General features: G+C 61.8%; 7 protein-coding genes. 1 reads left to right on the top strand and 6 read right to left on the bottom strand.

Annotated elements, in window-relative coordinates; genetic code table 11:
- Positions 1-223: 223 nt before the first annotated feature.
- The 3 genes from BC443_RS02960 to BC443_RS02970 are packed head-to-tail and all read right to left on the bottom strand — an operon-like array spanning position 224 to position 4742.
- Positions 224-1624 carry a TolC family protein gene (locus BC443_RS02960; protein WP_071230359.1) on the bottom strand — a complete coding sequence of 467 codons (1401 nt, stop codon included), beginning with the start codon at positions 1622-1624 and terminating at the stop codon, positions 224-226.
- The gene (locus BC443_RS02965) at positions 1624-2961 is read right to left on the bottom strand and encodes an HlyD family type I secretion periplasmic adaptor subunit (RefSeq protein WP_139284231.1); all 1338 of its coding nucleotides are present in this window, start codon (positions 2959-2961) and stop codon (positions 1624-1626) included. Before BC443_RS02965 ends, BC443_RS02960 begins: the two co-directional genes overlap by 1 nt.
- Positions 2958-4742 carry a type I secretion system permease/ATPase gene (locus BC443_RS02970; protein WP_071230361.1) on the bottom strand — a complete coding sequence of 595 codons (1785 nt, stop codon included), beginning with the start codon at positions 4740-4742 and terminating at the stop codon, positions 2958-2960. The genes BC443_RS02965 and BC443_RS02970 overlap by 4 nt, the downstream gene beginning before the upstream one ends.
- Positions 4743-5420: 678 nt before the next feature.
- Between BC443_RS02970 and BC443_RS02975 the strand changes: the two genes are divergently transcribed.
- Positions 5421-12887 (top strand): carbohydrate-binding protein, encoded by a 7467-nt coding sequence (locus BC443_RS02975; RefSeq protein WP_071230362.1) that lies wholly within the window; start codon positions 5421-5423, stop codon positions 12885-12887.
- A gap of 111 nt (positions 12888-12998) precedes the next feature.
- Here BC443_RS02975 and BC443_RS02980 read toward each other — a convergent pair whose 3' ends face one another.
- From BC443_RS02980 to lptE, 3 genes are all read right to left on the bottom strand, one after another.
- Positions 12999-14180 carry a multidrug effflux MFS transporter gene (locus BC443_RS02980; RefSeq protein ID WP_071230363.1) on the bottom strand — a complete coding sequence of 394 codons (1182 nt, stop codon included), beginning with the start codon at positions 14178-14180 and terminating at the stop codon, positions 12999-13001.
- Positions 14181-14319: 139 nt separating this feature from the next.
- Positions 14320-15378 (bottom strand): DNA polymerase III subunit delta, encoded by a 1059-nt coding sequence (gene holA, locus BC443_RS02985; RefSeq protein ID WP_071230364.1) that lies wholly within the window; start codon positions 15376-15378, stop codon positions 14320-14322.
- Positions 15375-15863 carry an LPS assembly lipoprotein LptE gene (lptE, locus tag BC443_RS02990; protein WP_071230365.1) on the bottom strand — a complete coding sequence of 163 codons (489 nt, stop codon included), beginning with the start codon at positions 15861-15863 and terminating at the stop codon, positions 15375-15377. The genes holA and lptE overlap by 4 nt, the downstream gene beginning before the upstream one ends.
- Positions 15864-15878 lie beyond the last annotated feature (15 nt).

Here is a 15878-nt window from a genome sequence, read left to right on the forward strand (position 1 = left end):
CGGTCGATCCCGCCGAACGCCTTATCCGGCGATTTTTAGTCAAGATAGCAGATCGTTCTTCGATCGTACGGTTGTCGAATACGGTCGATCGGGACCTGAAAATATTGGCGCTTCGACCGCTTCGACCGCTTCGACCGCTTCGACCGCTTCGACCGCTTCGACCGCTTCGACCGCCTAGTCATCGGAGCATTGTCCGATATTTCTTTTCCCAACCTGGTCCGGTTCAGACATCGTCGCTCGGCGCTGCCCGTTCTACACGCTCCAGAATGCTTGCCACCTCCGCCAGTGTCGATGTGTCGAGTTGATCGGTAGTGGCCTGCAAATAGGTGCGATCCTCGAGATAGAGGCAGAGCGTTTCGATGAAGCGAATGCGCAGATCATAGAGCGAGGAGCGGGCGTCGAGGACATCTACCAAGTCTCTCAGGCCGAGAGATTCGCCGCGAATCGCCGCCTGCAGGAACAGACTGCCGGATTCCACCGAGCGCTGCAGGGCCTCCAGCTGGCGCAGGTCGCCCTGCATGCTGAGCAGGCGCTTGCGAACCTCCTGCTGGGCCAGTCGGCGTTCGTTCTCCGTGCTGGCCGCGCTGGCTCGTGCCGTCAGCTCTCCCTGGCGGATACTGGCGGTGGTATAGCCACCCTGGTAGATCGGCAGGTTCATTTCCACGCTGGCCGAAAGATCGTTGCTGGTTCTCAAGGCATCGCTACTGTCGACATCGCTGTAGCCGACCACCAGGTTGAGTTCGGGATAGCGTGACGCGCGTCGCACGTCGGTATCCCTGTCGGCGACGCGCTGGCGCTCGGCGGCCAGGCGCACCTGCACATTATTTCGGCTCAATGCCAGCCAGCTCTCCAGCGGGCGAGATTCCGGTGAGATGTTCAGATTCTCCGGCGTATCGACCAGTACCGGATCAAAGGGAAGCGCAACGCCGGTCAGCCTTTCGAGGTCGCTCAGAGCGTTGGTCAGGTCGTTTTCCGCCGATGTCTGGTCGGCGACCGCCTGATCCAGCCGCGACTGGGACTCCAGCAGGTTGATACGATCGCCGATACCCAGGTCGTAGGCGCGCTGGGCCTGGCGCTGCTGCAAGACCAGCGACTCGCGCTGCGCGATCAGCAAGCCCAGCTTGCGCGAGGCCTGGTAGGCATCGAGATAGGTTTCCACCACCTTGACCGCGAGGTCACGCTCGGCGACGGCCACCTGCAGCGCCGCCGCATCCATCTGCGCACGAGCCTTGCCGACCCGGCGCCAGCGCTCGAGGCTGAACAGCGGCTGTGTCAGCCGCAGTTCCCAACTGGTGTCCCGCGTCCTGCCGGAAACGCGATCGTCATAGACCTCGTCCGGATAGTCATCGGGATTGTCGGTGTAGATATTGTCGGCGTCCGTGTAGCGATAGGCAGCGGTGGCATCGAGCCGGGGGCGCAACCCTGCCTGCGCCATCGGCACTTCCTGCGCCATCGATTGGCTATCCAGGCGCTGGCTCTGCAAGCCGCTGTCGTAGGTCAGCGCCAGGGCGACCAGTTGTGGAAGGGACGGTAGCGGTGCTTCGATCTTGAGTGGCTGGGCATGCGCCGTGGCGATCAGCGTCGCCAGACAACCGGTCAACGCCCATTGACGAATGGATGGCATCACTCTTCTCGCATCGCGCGTGCCAGCATGTCGCTGAACGGTTTGAACATGTAGCTGGCAAAGGTGCGGTCGCCGGTCTTCAGCATGACTTCGGCAGGCATGCCGGCCAGCAGCTGCATCGACGAAGTCATTTCGGAATGACCCACGTCGGTGACGCGGATGCGGGCCTTGTAGTAATGGTTGCGTGTTGCCTCGTCTTCGAAACTGTCTGCTGAAACGTGGGCGACTTCACCTTCGATCACATTGGATAGCCGCTGGTTGAAGGCACTGAAGCGGATCTCGGCAGGTTGTCCGATGTGGACATTGTCGATGTCGCGATCCGGGATTCGCGCTTCGACGATAAAGGCTTCGTTGGCCGGGACGATTTCCATCACCGTATCGCCGGAGCGAATGACGGCGCCCTGGGTGTGGACCTGGAGGCCGACGACGGTTCCCGAGACCGGCGCGACGATAGCGGTACGCTGAACCTGATCGCGCAGCGCGGTGACCCGCTCCTCGGCGTCCGTCACCTGGGACTGGACATCCTTGAGATGTTCGCCGACTTCCTGGTGATACTCCTGTCGACGAATTTCCTTCTGGAACCCGTTCTCGCTGATCTGCGAACGTAGCTGCGCCACTTCCGCGCTATGCTGGGCGTTTTCCCCCTGATACTCGAGCACCTGGCGTTCGAGCTCGCGCAGGCGCTGGTTGTCTCCAAGCCCCTCCTTGAACAGCGTGCGATAGTCGCCGGCTTCTCCGGAAAGCGAGTTGATCTTGGACCGATTGACCTGCTGCAACCGTTCGAGACCGGCGATCTGCTCCTGCATCTGGCGAGCCTTCTCGTCCAGTGCGGACAGCGCGTCCTTCAACGACTGCCGGCGGACCTGGAACAGACGCTGCTGCACGTCGACCACGGCCTGCACCCGCGCCGACACGTCATCGAGCAGGATATCGGGAAACGTCAGCGTGTCGCGGTCGCTCTGCTCGGCCAGCAGGCGGACCTCGCTCGCCAGGGCAATACGGTATTCCGACTCGGCAATCGAGAGCTTGGCCAGCGGCTGGGTGTCGTCGAGCACGATCAGCGAATCTCCGGCACTGACCTGATCGCCATCCTCGACCAGGATGCGTTTGACGATGCCGCCCTCGAAGTGTTGAACCTTCTTGGTCGAGGTCTCGACGGCCACCGATCCCGGCGCCACCACCGCGACCGCGAGATCGGCCGTGACCGACCAGAGCACGAAACCGCCCAGGGCGAATACCAGAATGGCCAGACCCCAGCGTCGGCTGGTGCGATCGCTGGTGGGCAACTGAGGGGCAGGAGCCCCGAGCGCTATCGGCGCGGCAGATGAAATCGTCATGACGTCGGCGGTTCCGGGGGGAGAGGAAGAGATGATCGCGAGTCGTCCGGCTTGCCGCGGGCACGCATCCGGATGGAGTGAACGGGTGTGCCGCTCTCCCGCGGGGGTTGCGCCATCTTCGGCGCAGGCTGGCGGGCGGGAGCGCAGGACACCATACGTCCTTCCTGCAGTGTCAGGACACGGTCGACATGCTCGAGGATGGTCGATGAATGGCTGATGATGAACACCGTGGTGCCTTGAGTCTTGAGCTGGCGCAGGCAGTGCAGCAGCGCGCGTTCGCCGCTGGCATCGAGATTGGCGTCCGGCTCGTCGAGCACCACCAGGACCGGGTTGCCGTAAAGCGCCCGGGCCAGGCCGAGTCGCTGGCGCTGCCCGCCGGAAAGGATGCCGCCGGCCCCGCTGATCTGGGTGTCGTAACCCGAGGGTTGCCGCAGAATGATGTCGTGCACGCCCGCCTTTTGGGCGGCTTCGATGACCCGCGCCGGGTCCAGATCACCGAAACGGGCGATATTTTCGCTGATGCTGCCGTCGAACAACTCGACATCCTGAGGCAGATAGCCGATGAAAGGCCCCAGCCGTTCCCGCGGCCACTGGCCGATATCGGTGCCCCCTATCCGGACACAGCCACTTTGCACCGGCCAGACGCCCAGCATGACGCGAGCGAGCGTCGATTTGCCCGCGGCACTGGGGCCGACGATAGCGATGTGCTCGCCGGGATTGCACAGCAGGTCGAGTTCCCACAGGGTCGGCCGGCTTTCGCCGGGAGGGCCCGCGGTCACCGATTCGAGTGCCAGGCGCCCGGTCGGCGGCGGCAGAGGCATGCGCTGAGGCTCGGCAGGTACCGCCGACAGCAGGGCGTTGAGCCGTCCGTGCGCGGTACGTGCGGCGATGAAACCCTTCCAGCCGCCGATCATCTGGTCGATCGGCGCCAGTGCGCGGCCCATCAGGATGGAGCCGGCGATCATCATGCCGCCGGTCAGGCTACCTTCGATGACCAGAAAGGCACCCAGCCCCAGGATCAACGACTGGAACAGGATTCGCAGGGTTTTCGACACGTTGCTGAGGGTACCGGCCCGATCGCTGGCATGGGATTGATGCAGCAAATAGTCGTGATGCTTTCCTCGCCAGCGGGCGAGCAGATTCGGCAGCATCCCCATGGCCTGGAGCACTTCGGCATTGCGCAGGTTGCTCTGGGCCAGGTCCTGGGACTGGATGTGCTCCCGGTTGGCTTCGCTCAGCAGCGACTGGGTGCTCTTTTCGTTGATCCATGCCAGCGCCAGCAGCACGCTGGCGGCGACGGCGGCGAAGATCCCGAACCAGGGATGGAACAGCGTCAATATGGCGATGTAGACCGGAATCCAGGGCGCATCGAAGAAGGCGAACAACCCATTGCCGCTGAGAAACTGACGTAGCGTGGTCAGATCATTGAATGGCTGGGCCGACGGCCTGCCTGGCACCAGCAGCGCACGCTTGAACGTGGCCTGGTAGAGCCGTTCGTTGATCTGCATGTCGAGTCGGTTGCCGACGCGAACCAGAATGCGCGAACGCACCAGATCCAGGGCGCCCATCACGACAAACAGGAACACCACTACCAGCGTCAGCATGAGCAAGGTTTCAGGGCTACGGGTGGTGATTACACGGTCGTATACCTGCAACATGTAAATCGACGGCGCCAGCATGAGCAAGTTGATGAACAGGCTGAACAACAAGATAAACAGGAAAGCCTGACGACTGGCCGATATAGCCTGTTGCAGGTCGGTTTTGTCCTGGGGGTTTGCCACAGCATTTTCTCTTCTGAGGTTGTTGTGGAAAGTGGCGTTGATGCATCGCTGTTCCCATCAGGATGCGTAAATTGTGAACAAGTTTACAAGCGGGGTTTTAAGGGCGGATTCCTGGTCGAGAGAGGAGTATGGTTCTTGGGTTGTTGTTTTAACCTTTTTAAATCAATGATTTGTTGTGTTTTTGTCGCGATTGATTCGATATGTGGCAAAAGTCGTGCGAATAAAAACAAAGGATTTCATGGTGATAAGGTTACGAATTTGTACTGAAATGCCAGACCGATTTTTGGTACTTGAGTTTGATATTTATCATCCTTGAAATTTTATGTAAACGCGCTTTTTATAAGGGGGCGAGAAAGAAGCTAAATCAATGATTATGCGTTGGAAGTGAGGCGTTCGAGTGCTACATTCCATGCGCTTCTCGTTAAACTCGTTTTGATGGTTTTAGAAGTTTCAACTTTGCGCTGGCAGTGAGAAGCGCTAGGTTGCCATCGGTAAGACTCCATCGATAAGACTTTAGTCATGAGTCAGTCCGAGTCTTTCGGCCCATAAACGATCAGCGATAGGGAACTTCCGTCAGTCAATGCTCGGGAGCTCGGCATCGTGTCGGTTAGCGCCGAACGGGCGACGGTCATTCTCGCTCGTTTCATAACCACCATATAACGCGTAGGGGCTCTATTCATGTTCACGCTATCCATCATCGATGCTCAGACCGGGGACACCGTCGAGACATTGACGCAGGGCGCTGCCATCACTCGTGACTTTCTTGGTGAGGACTACTGGCTGGAAGTCGCGCCCATCGACAGCAGCGGCTTTTCCGCCAGCGACGTTGCCGCTGTCACCCTGACGGTAACCGACTCCGCGGGCAACCCGAGCGAGCAGGTGGCTTCGGAAAGCCCTTATCGGTTCACCTTGTCCGCGGATCTGGATCGAGGTCTGACCAATCTGATGCTGGATGCGCTGAATGCAAACGGTCAGCTGTTGACGGGTAGCGAGCAGTCGGTCGATATCGAAGTCGTCAACGTCGAAGGCTGGTCGGGCGATGTCTTCACTCTCCAGGGAGAATCACTGACGACCGATGACGGTAGCTCGGCTGCCGATACGGTCGTTCGCGATGCCGATAACCCGGAGACCAGCGCCGCCGCGGGTAGCGATGGCTTGTGGAACGGATCGAGCGGTACCGGGTACGTGGACATGGGGGGGCAGATCGGGGACGCGGCCTATTTCGAGGTGGATGTCGCAGCCGCCGGCACCTATCAGCTCGATGTGCGATATGCCGGCAGCAGCGCGAGTGGCGCCTCCCGCCCGATGGCCGTACTGGTCGATGGCAACGATCAGGGCACCCTGACATTTCCCTCGACCGGTACCGGGACGGCGGGGTGGGAGACCTGGCAGCACGCGACACTGACCCTGACGCTCGACAGCGGCACCAATGTCATCCGGCTGGAGAATATCGTGGGAGGCGGCCCGAACATCGACAGCCTGACGCTGACCGCGATCGCTGTGGATGACGTGCCGGCGCCGCTGGTCATTCAGGCCGAAGACTCAGCGCTGGTTTCCATCGCCGACAGCGGGGCGACGAGCAGCGCTGGCCTGACGCGAGTCGTCGACAGCGAACATCCCGACGCGCAGGGCGTCGTCCGCGCGGGCGCGATCGACGGTGGCTACGTCGATTTCGGCACGGATGCCGGCGATGCGGTCACCTTCCAGGTCTCTCCCGAGGAGACCGGGGTCTATACCGCGACGATTCGCTACGTCAATGGCGGGACCGGCGATCGCCCGCTGCTGCTCTCCGTCAACGGCGCGGAGCCCACCCTGGTTTCGTTTCCGCCGACCGGATCCTGGACCAACTGGAGCGAGATCAGCGTTTCGGTACCGCTCTCCGAAAACGACAACAGCTTGACGTTGACTCTGCCGTCGACGGCGCAGGGCGGCGTACCCAACGGTCCCAATATCGACCAGATCACCTTCGATTATGTCGAGGCATTGCCGGCGGATCCCACGCTGGTATTCTCGATCGAGGGGGAAGCGCTGGCGATCGACGACGGCTCCTCCGCCGCCGATACCGTGGTTCGCGATGCCAGCAACCCGGAGCCGAGCGGTGGCGGCGCTGATGGTTTGTGGGGCGATTTCAGCGGTACGGGATATCTGGATATGGGATCCCAGACCGGGGATGCGGGAGCTTTCACGGTCAATGTCGCGGAAGCGGGAACCTACCTGCTGACGATTCGCTACGCCGCCAGCGGCACGAACGATCGCCCGATGGCGCTTTCGGTAGACGGTGATACGCAGGGCACGATCGATTTCCCATCAACAGGGGTGAGCAGCGCGGGCTGGGAGAACTGGACGGAAACCACCGTCGAGATCGAGCTCGGTGCCGGCGACAACGTGGTTCGGCTCGCCAACATCGGCAATATCGGCCCCAACATTGACAGCCTGTCGATCCACACGCTGCCTGACGACGGCGGCGATCCCGTCGTCGAGCCCGGTGATCGCTTCGAGGTCAAGATCAACTTCCAGCCGAACGGCGCGACCACGCCGGATGGCTATGTTGCCGATACCGGACTGGCGTTCGGGCAGCAGTCGCTGCAGGTGGATGGCCAGACTTACCAGTATGGATGGGTGACGGAGGGTTCGATCGCCGACGGCACCGCCAACGGCACGACGCCGATGGCGATCGCCGGCCAGGATGCCAACGCGCTCGGTGACCGCAGCAGTGCGTTGCCCGATGTCGATCCGTTGCAGGCGACCTATGCCGGCTTCGACAAGCCGGGCTATAGTCAAAGCGCCGGCTGGGAAATCGAGCTGGAGGACGGCTATTACGAAGTCACGATCTCCATCGGCGACAGCGGCGGCGCGTATGACAGTGTCAACGTCATCAATGCCGAAGGGGATGCCTTCAATACGCCGTTTGTCTCGGCGCGGCCGGACGACTTTCCGGCGGACGGCAATCCGGCCGATGACAGCGACGGCTACCGTTCGACACTGGTGACGCGAATCGTCCAGGTGACCGATGGCCGGCTGACGCTCGACTCGATCGGTGTCGACAGCGCCAACACCGAAATCCAGTACATCCAGATCCAGTCGCTGCCGGACCTGACGCCCAACGATGACCGCGAGGCGCCGGCGGATTACGCCTATTTCACCGACCCGCGGGCCGTGGCCGGCGTCGGCGAGCAGCAGGTGGAGGTCCATCTCCAGTCGGACGACGGTACGCTACCGGTGGGTATCGATCCCACGTCCGATATCTTCATCGGTATTTCCGTGGTCGATGGCCGCGGTGGTGCGTTGCTGGAGAGTCTCAACGACGGCTCGGTGAAGCTCTTCAACACCGTTACCGGTGAAGAGGTCGCGTTCAACATCAATACCACCGGCGGGTTCGATTCGCTGACCATATCGCCGGTGGGCGAGCTGGATGAGTACACCAGCTACACCTTGGTGATCGACGGCTTCCAGGATCGCGGCGACAACGACGATCCCAGCGCGCCCACCCGCGAGTTCCAGAAATTCACCACCACCTTCGTGACCGGCGCCGAACCGGAAGTCCAGGACAGCGAAGTGGCCTTCGACACGACGGTGGAACTGAACGGTGCCGAAGATGGAGCGTATCTGTTTACTTCCATCACCATGTCACCGGACTACAGCCAGATCTACGTCTCGACCATGACCGGCGAGATCAAGCGTTTCGATGTCGATCCAATCACCGGGGCGCTGTCCAACGAGCAGACGCTGGCACTGGACTACTTCCAGAGCGAGGAGGGAGCCCGCGGTATCGTCAGCCTGACCTTCGACCCGACCGACCCCAATGTGCTGTGGGTGACCGACAACTATCCCATTCCGCTGACCGGGCGTGACAACGGCGTACCCGAATTCAGCGGACGCGTCAGCAAGATCACGATCGACGATAGCGATTCCACGTTCTCCGGCTCGGCGGAAACCTATATCACGGGGCTGCCGCGTTCCAACGGCGACCATGTCACCAACAGCCTGGTGTTCCACGCCAACCCCGAATACGACGCCGAGACCAACCCCGACGTGCCGCCTTATCTGCTGTATGTCTCGCAGGGTGCCAACACCGCGATGGGGGGAGACGACAGCGCCTGGGGTAACCGTCCCGAGCGACTGCTGAACGCTGCGGTGCTCGAAATCGATCCGTATCGGGATGCGCCGGCGGGAGGCTTCGACGTCTCGACCGAACCGTTGCCGACCGATGGCTCCAACACTCGCTACGAAGACGATGACGGAGACCTCAAGAATGGCCCCATCGACATGGGTGGCGGCCAGTATCTGGTCTTCGCGGAAGATGGCACCGCGACGATGCAGGATGCCGACGGCAACGTATTGATCGAATACTACGATCCGTTTGCCGCCGATGCCGTCCTCAAGGTCTACGCCACCGGTATTCGCAACGCCTACGATCTGGTCTGGCACTCCAACGGCAACCTGTACGCGCCCACCAATGGCTCGGCTGCCGGCGGTGTCACGCCGGACGATCCTTCGACGGCCTACAACGAAGGGCTGATCAACGTGGGCATCGAGGACGACTGGCTATTCAAGGTCGAGGAAGGGGGTTACTACGGTCACCCCAACCCGATGCACGACGAATATATCCTCAACGGCGGGAATCCGACCGCCGGCGAGGATACCAACGAGACCGACGAGTACGCGGTGGGTACCAACCCCGACAGCAACTACGCGATCGACGATGCGTATTCTCTGGGTACCAACCGTTCGCCCAATGGCGCCATCGAATATACCAGCAACATTTTCGGCGCGACGCTGGACGGCAGCCTGCTGTTCGTCGAGTACTCCGGCGGTGACGATATCCGCTGGATCACACTGGACGAAGAGGGCAACGTCTCGAACGATAACGTGCTGCGTGATGTCGACGGTAGTGTCATCACCTATGTCGATCCCCTGGATATCATCGAGAATCCGCTGACCGGCCAGCTCTACCTGATGACACTCAATCGCAGCACGGGCGAGAGCCAGGTCGTCCGGCTTGATCCGGTGCCTGGCGATATCATTGACCCCGGAGAAGGAGATGCCGACTTGACTACTATTGCCACTATCCAGGCCGAAGACGAGTCCCAGGCGATCATCGCTTCCGGGGCCGGCGCTCAGATCGTGATCCGAGACGGCGACAACCCCGAGCCCACCGATGTCGGATCGGATTACGGCGTGCGTCCCGGCGCCTACGGGCTCGACGGCAACACCAACGACAGCGATGGTGTGATCGGCGGCTACGCCGACTTTGGCGCGACCACAGCGGATTTCATCACTTTCAACGTCGACATGAGTGCGACCGACGCTGGCGATGCCGTACTTCGGATTCGCTACGCCAACGGGGGCACGGCCAACCGGCCGCTGGAAGTCTTCGTCAACGATGTCAGCATCGGCGTCTATGGTTTCGCGCCGCCGGTCGGTGTCAGTGGCAATGCCGCATGGAATACGTGGCAGACACTGGATATTCCGGCCGAGCTGATCGCCGGCGCCAATACGATCCGACTGCAGTCGACCAGCAACACGGGGCCGAATATCGATCAGTTGCAGGTACTGGTCGAGGACACGACGCCGGGTTATGCCGTCTACGAAGCAGAGGCTGCGGTCATCGAGGGTGGCGCCGTCGTCATTCCTTCCTCTCAGACCGATCGTGACGCCTCGGGCGAAGGCTTCGTCGATTTCGTCGGCAGCGGCGACCAGAGCCTTACCTGGGATGTGGACGTCGATCAGAGCGGTGTCTATGAAATCGCATTCCGCTACTCGTTGACCAGTGGCAAGGCCGACCGCCCCATGGCGCTGACGATCAACGGGGTCAGTTATCCGACGGTCAACTTCCCTGCCCAGAGCCAGACGGTGAGCGACTGGGTCTACCAGACGGTGGAAGTGACGCTGGCGGCGGGCAGTAACACCGTCACGGTCACCGCGCCCAATGGTGTCGGGCCCGATATCGACTCGCTGGAAGTGTCGGACGAGCCCGTCACGGTCGTCTCCGACGGCAACATCAGCGTTGTCAGTACCGATCCGGCCTACTTCAGCGACCGCATCGCTTTCAATTATCTGGAAAACAATGAAGCCACCCATCCTGAGAACGGACCTCGGGAGTACAAGGACAGCGGTTCGGTCGTCATCACCAACAACGGCACCGGGGAATTGGCGGTAGGTAGCGTGGCGGTCAGCGGTCCATTCATGTTGGCCGACGCCCACTTGCTGGACGATTTGAGATTGGCCCCCGGCGCCTCCATCGAGGTCGGCGTCCTGTTCAACCGGGATGCCTATACCCCCCCGGCCGGTAACGCCGATGACGGGGTGTTCGAGGGCACGTTGACGATTCAATCCGACGACGTGGATCACCCCGTCACCGAAATTCAGCTGGCCGGCTTCTGGCAGGCGCGCGACGAGGGCGGCTGGGAGCCCAATCTCAACGAAATCTGGCAGGTCTTTGGCTTCGGTAATCATGTCGACGGGCTCTCCACGCTGGAGGGCGGCGGCCTGTCGGAGGTGGATACTGGCGGACGCTACGAAGCCGCGCTGGAGGGCGAAGTTCTCTCGCGTTACTGGCAGGTTGCCGACGGCGCCGAAACGGCCAAGGTCACGCAGCTGGCGGGCTTGCACGGTCCGGGAGGCGCGTTACTTGCCATGCACGAGCCCGGCGACAAGAACGATGCCAGAAGTCTGGTTCATCATGACTCGCCCTATAATCAGTCTTTCCTGCCGCTCCTCGCCAACGGCGGTTTCGCGACCACGACCATCAGTCGCGCGCAGGTACCGGATGCCTGGCTGGGCGACGATATCTTCGGTTTTTCGGCGGCAAGCGTGTCGACCGACCCGTCTCTCAATAACCAGTCCTCCAACGCCGACCCGGGAATCGAGACCGGTTACTATTTCCGCATGGTCCAGGCTTTTGACGCCGACGGAAACGCGATCGCGAACACCTATTTTGCGCTGATGGACTATAACGGCGGCAATTCCGACTACAACGACAACGTTTATCTGATCGAAGGGATTCAACCCGCGGCACGAACGCCTTTCAACGAGACCGCGACGCCCTGGGAGGTCGATCAGAGCGGCCTGACGCTGGATGCGGCGCTGTTCGACGAGGGTGCGCCCTATCTGACCTACGAGGACTCCAGCGAAACCCAGCTGGGCACCAACTTCCGCGAGGGCGGAGTGGACATTCGCGGCAATGGCGACGCCATTGGCTGGATCGAGGACGGAGAGTGGGTCGAATACACGCTAGAGGTCGATCAGGCCGGCGTCTACGATCTCTCGTTCCTGTCCGCGCTGGGTGCGCAGACGGGTAGCGCCCGCTCGATCACGGCCACGTTCGACAACGGCGCCGGCGTCTACGAAGTCGTGACCATCGGCGTCGACTATACCGGTGGCTGGAATACCTTCGAGGCAACCGACAGCCAGCACGTGGCCCTGGAGGCGGGGACGCAGACCTTGCGGCTGACCTTCAACGGTGGCTCGCAGAACCTGGAGTCCTTCAGTCTGGCACCTGCCGCTCAATCGGCATTCAACGCGTCCAGCACACCCTGGGCGGTGGACGATGGGCTGACGCTGAATGCCGGGCTCTACGACGAGGGTGGGGCGGAAGTCGCCTACCATGACAGCAGCGAGGAACAGCTGGGCGTCAACAAGAGGAACGAAGGCGTCGATCTGCGCGACAACGGCAACTCGATCGGCTCGATCGCCGACGGCGAATGGGTGGAGTACACCATCGATGTCGCTCAGGCGGGCACCTATCAGCTGTCGTTCGCCGCTGCCACGATGTCCAACGGTCGCACCGTCACGGCCAGCGTCGAGCAGGATGGCGCCACCTACACCAGCGCTGCGCCGCAATCCGTCACCAATACCGGTGGCTGGAACAACTACCAGGTCAACGAGGGTATCGAACTCGATCTTGCGGCGGGCGAGCAGACGCTGCGGCTGACGTTCAACGGCGGGGCAATGAACCTGCAGTCGTTCACGCTGACACCGGAAGCCAGTGCGACGGCGACGCCCATGACATCGCTGTTCTCGATGATCGCCTCGATCGACGAGAACACCAGCCTGATGCAGGCCTTCGAGGATCTCTTCGTGGACAGTGACGAGGTTGCCGTGGCCGGGGTCGACGATAACCCGGACACCGCCAGCGTCGCCTAGGTTTCCTTCCGCCTAGACATCCCTTCAGCTTGTCCATCGTTAAGCCGGGCGGCGTCGCCCGGCTTTTTTACGTCTGCCGCAGGCGTGACGCTCACGACTGTTCAGGTCGGTTCAGCGAGCCCGGTGTGGACGCAGTGCGCCGACGATGACACCCATGCAGACGAGCGAGCAGAGAAACATCGAGGCGATGACCCAGCCCAACGTTTCCGGCAGCAGGGTCGATAGCGCACTCAGCGTGCCGGCAACCCCGAACTGGCAGGCACCGAGCAGAGAGGCCGCAGTGCCGCCATGGCGTTCGAAGTATTCCATGAAGCAGGCCTGGTTGTTGGGCACGACAGCGCCCTGGGCGCCAATGGTCAACATCATGGCCGGCAGGAACAGCCAGACGGAAACCTCCAGCCAGGTCATCAGTGATAGCAGCAGGACACCGGTGAACTGCACGCATAGGCAGGTAATCAGAATCTGTCGCGACGTGAACCGGTGGAGAACGGCGCGGTTGGTCAGGTTGACCAGCAGCATGACCAGGATATTGGCGCCGAACATCAGCGAGAAGGCGCTCTCCGACTGACCGAAATGGGCCTGATAGATGAAGGATGCGTGAGTGATGAACAGCATCATGACCGAGAAGGCAAAGGCCTGCAGGGCAATGAAAGGAAGCGCGGCCCGGGTCGCCAGAACGAAACGGTAACGGGTCAGCAGAGAGTCTTCATGATGGGCCTTGGCGGTGGGCCTGGCGTGGCGCAGCACCACGCGAGCCTGCAACGGAATCACGCCGAGCGCGTAGATGGCGAGGAACCAGAAAATCGCGTGCCAGTCGCCAAGCGCCAGTAGGGCGCTGCCGATGCTGGGCGCGACACCGGGAGCTACCACCATGATCAGCCCGATCATGCTGAACAGTTTGGCCGCTTCGCGCCCCCTGACCTGGTCTCGCACCAGCGCCGGCACCAGCACCATGATCCAGCCAGCACCGAAGGCCTGCAGGCCACGCAGCATCAGCAGCAGGTTCAGGTCATCGACCTGGGTGATGCCCAGGGCGGCCGCGATGAAAATAGCCAGCCCCGCATACATGACGCGGGATCGCCCCACGCGATCCGATAGCGGACCACCGACCAGTTGCCCGATGGCGAGACCGAAGATATAGACCGAGAGGCTCCTCGACACGTCACCAATGCCGACCCCCATCGCATCGGCCATGGCCGGGAAAGCGGGGAGGTAGGCATCGATCGACAACGGCCCGAGCGCCATGGTGATGGCTAACACGAGCGGCAAGGCAAAGGAGTAAGGGCGGGACATGGAGCCTGTGACGTACATTGCTGGATAGTTGAGGTAGTCAACTATATGGATGTGCCGTGGGGAGGTCAAATTCGGCTTCGTTTCACGCTGGCTGAGAAGGCCGGCAGAGACGCCGGCAAAAGACGTCCGGTAAAAGACGTCAAGCGGTACGGTAGGCGTAAGGCATTTCCGCCAGCAAACCGCGACCGCCGGCCAGCGTGAGGGCGAGATCCTGCAGGCAATCCCACACCGGCAGGGCGACGGCACCCTTGATGGCCAGATCGATGCGCTGTGCGAACAGCAGCAGCTTGTGCAGACGACGCTGGGGGAGTCGCTTGAGTGCCTGCTGATAACCGGGACGGCGCTTTTCCGGAATCATCGGCCGCTGCGCCTTGCAGGCGTGTTCCAGACTCTGACCCTGGTCGAGATGCTGGAAGATCGACAGCAGCGTACGCAGCTCGCGGGTCAGTGCCCACAGAATGACCGGCGCTTCGACACCTTCCTGACGCAAGCCGCGCACGATCCGCGCGACTCGATCACGGTCGCCTTTCAGGCAGGCATCCGTGAGCGTGAAGACATCGTAACGCGCACTACTTTCGACCCCGTTGGCGATGGCGCTGACATCGAGGCGGGCGTTGGGCGGCATCAGCAGCGCCAGTTTCTGCAGCTCCTGGTCGGCTGCCAGCAGGTTGCCCTCGGTGCGCTCGCCGAGAAGTCGGGCCGCGTCCATGTCCATGGTGAAGCCATAGCGATTGGCCCGGTCACGCATCCAGAAGCCCAGGCGCTGGTGATCCACTGGCCACACCGGGACGAACACGCCCAGCTTGTCCAGCGTCTTGAACCATTTGCTCGACTGCGCCTTGCGGTCCAGGCGCTGGCTGGACAGCAGCAGCACGTTGTCGCTGTCGCCGGCCTGTTCGGCATAAGCCTCGAGAGCCTTGCCGCCATCCTGGCCGGGCGATTGCCCGCCCAGCCGGACTTCGATCAGCTTGCTCGACGCGAACAGCGACAGGCTGGACGCCGATTCCAGCAGTTGAGTCCACTGAAAGCCGGACTCCACATGCATGACCTCGCGCTCCTCGATGCCACGCTCGCGGGCAACCCGACGCACGGCATCGCAAGCCTCGAGATGAATCAGCGGCTCGTCGCCTGCCACCATCACCACCGGCGGCAGACGTTTCTTGAGCGCGTCTTCCAGCTTGTCGGGAAATACCTTCATGGCGTCTCGAGCGCATCCAGTCGATCGATCAGTTGGGTCGCCGCGTCTCGACGCAACTGCCGGATGGCCTCCGTGCGCACTTCTTCACCGGAATAGATGTCGTCCGTCGACAGCAGTACCGTCGTCGACGCTTCCAGCTGTTGCTGATTCAGCAGATAGGCATCGTCCGAGTCGCGCTGCACGGAGAACGGGGCCGTCAGCGTGACTTCGGTTTCGCGGCTGCCGGAATCGGAACGCGTCAGCCGATTCTCGCTGATCCGCTCGTCGCCGAGATTGACGCGGATGTCCGCCGTTTCGCTGATACGGGTGCCGGCATTCTCCAGCGCGCGACGAACCTCCTCGCTGAACGGCGAGACGTTGGCGTTGAGATTCAGCTCCGGGATAGCCAGGGTCGGCTGATTCAGGCCACGGAGCTGGAAGCCGCAGCCGGCCAAGGCAGTCAATGACACGGCCATCAGGCCGGCCAGAACGGTGCGACGCATCATGAAAAGCTCCTTTTT

The organism is Salinicola sp. MIT1003 (genome assembly GCF_001858555.1).
GTDB lineage: Bacteria > Pseudomonadota > Gammaproteobacteria > Pseudomonadales > Halomonadaceae > Salinicola > Salinicola salarius.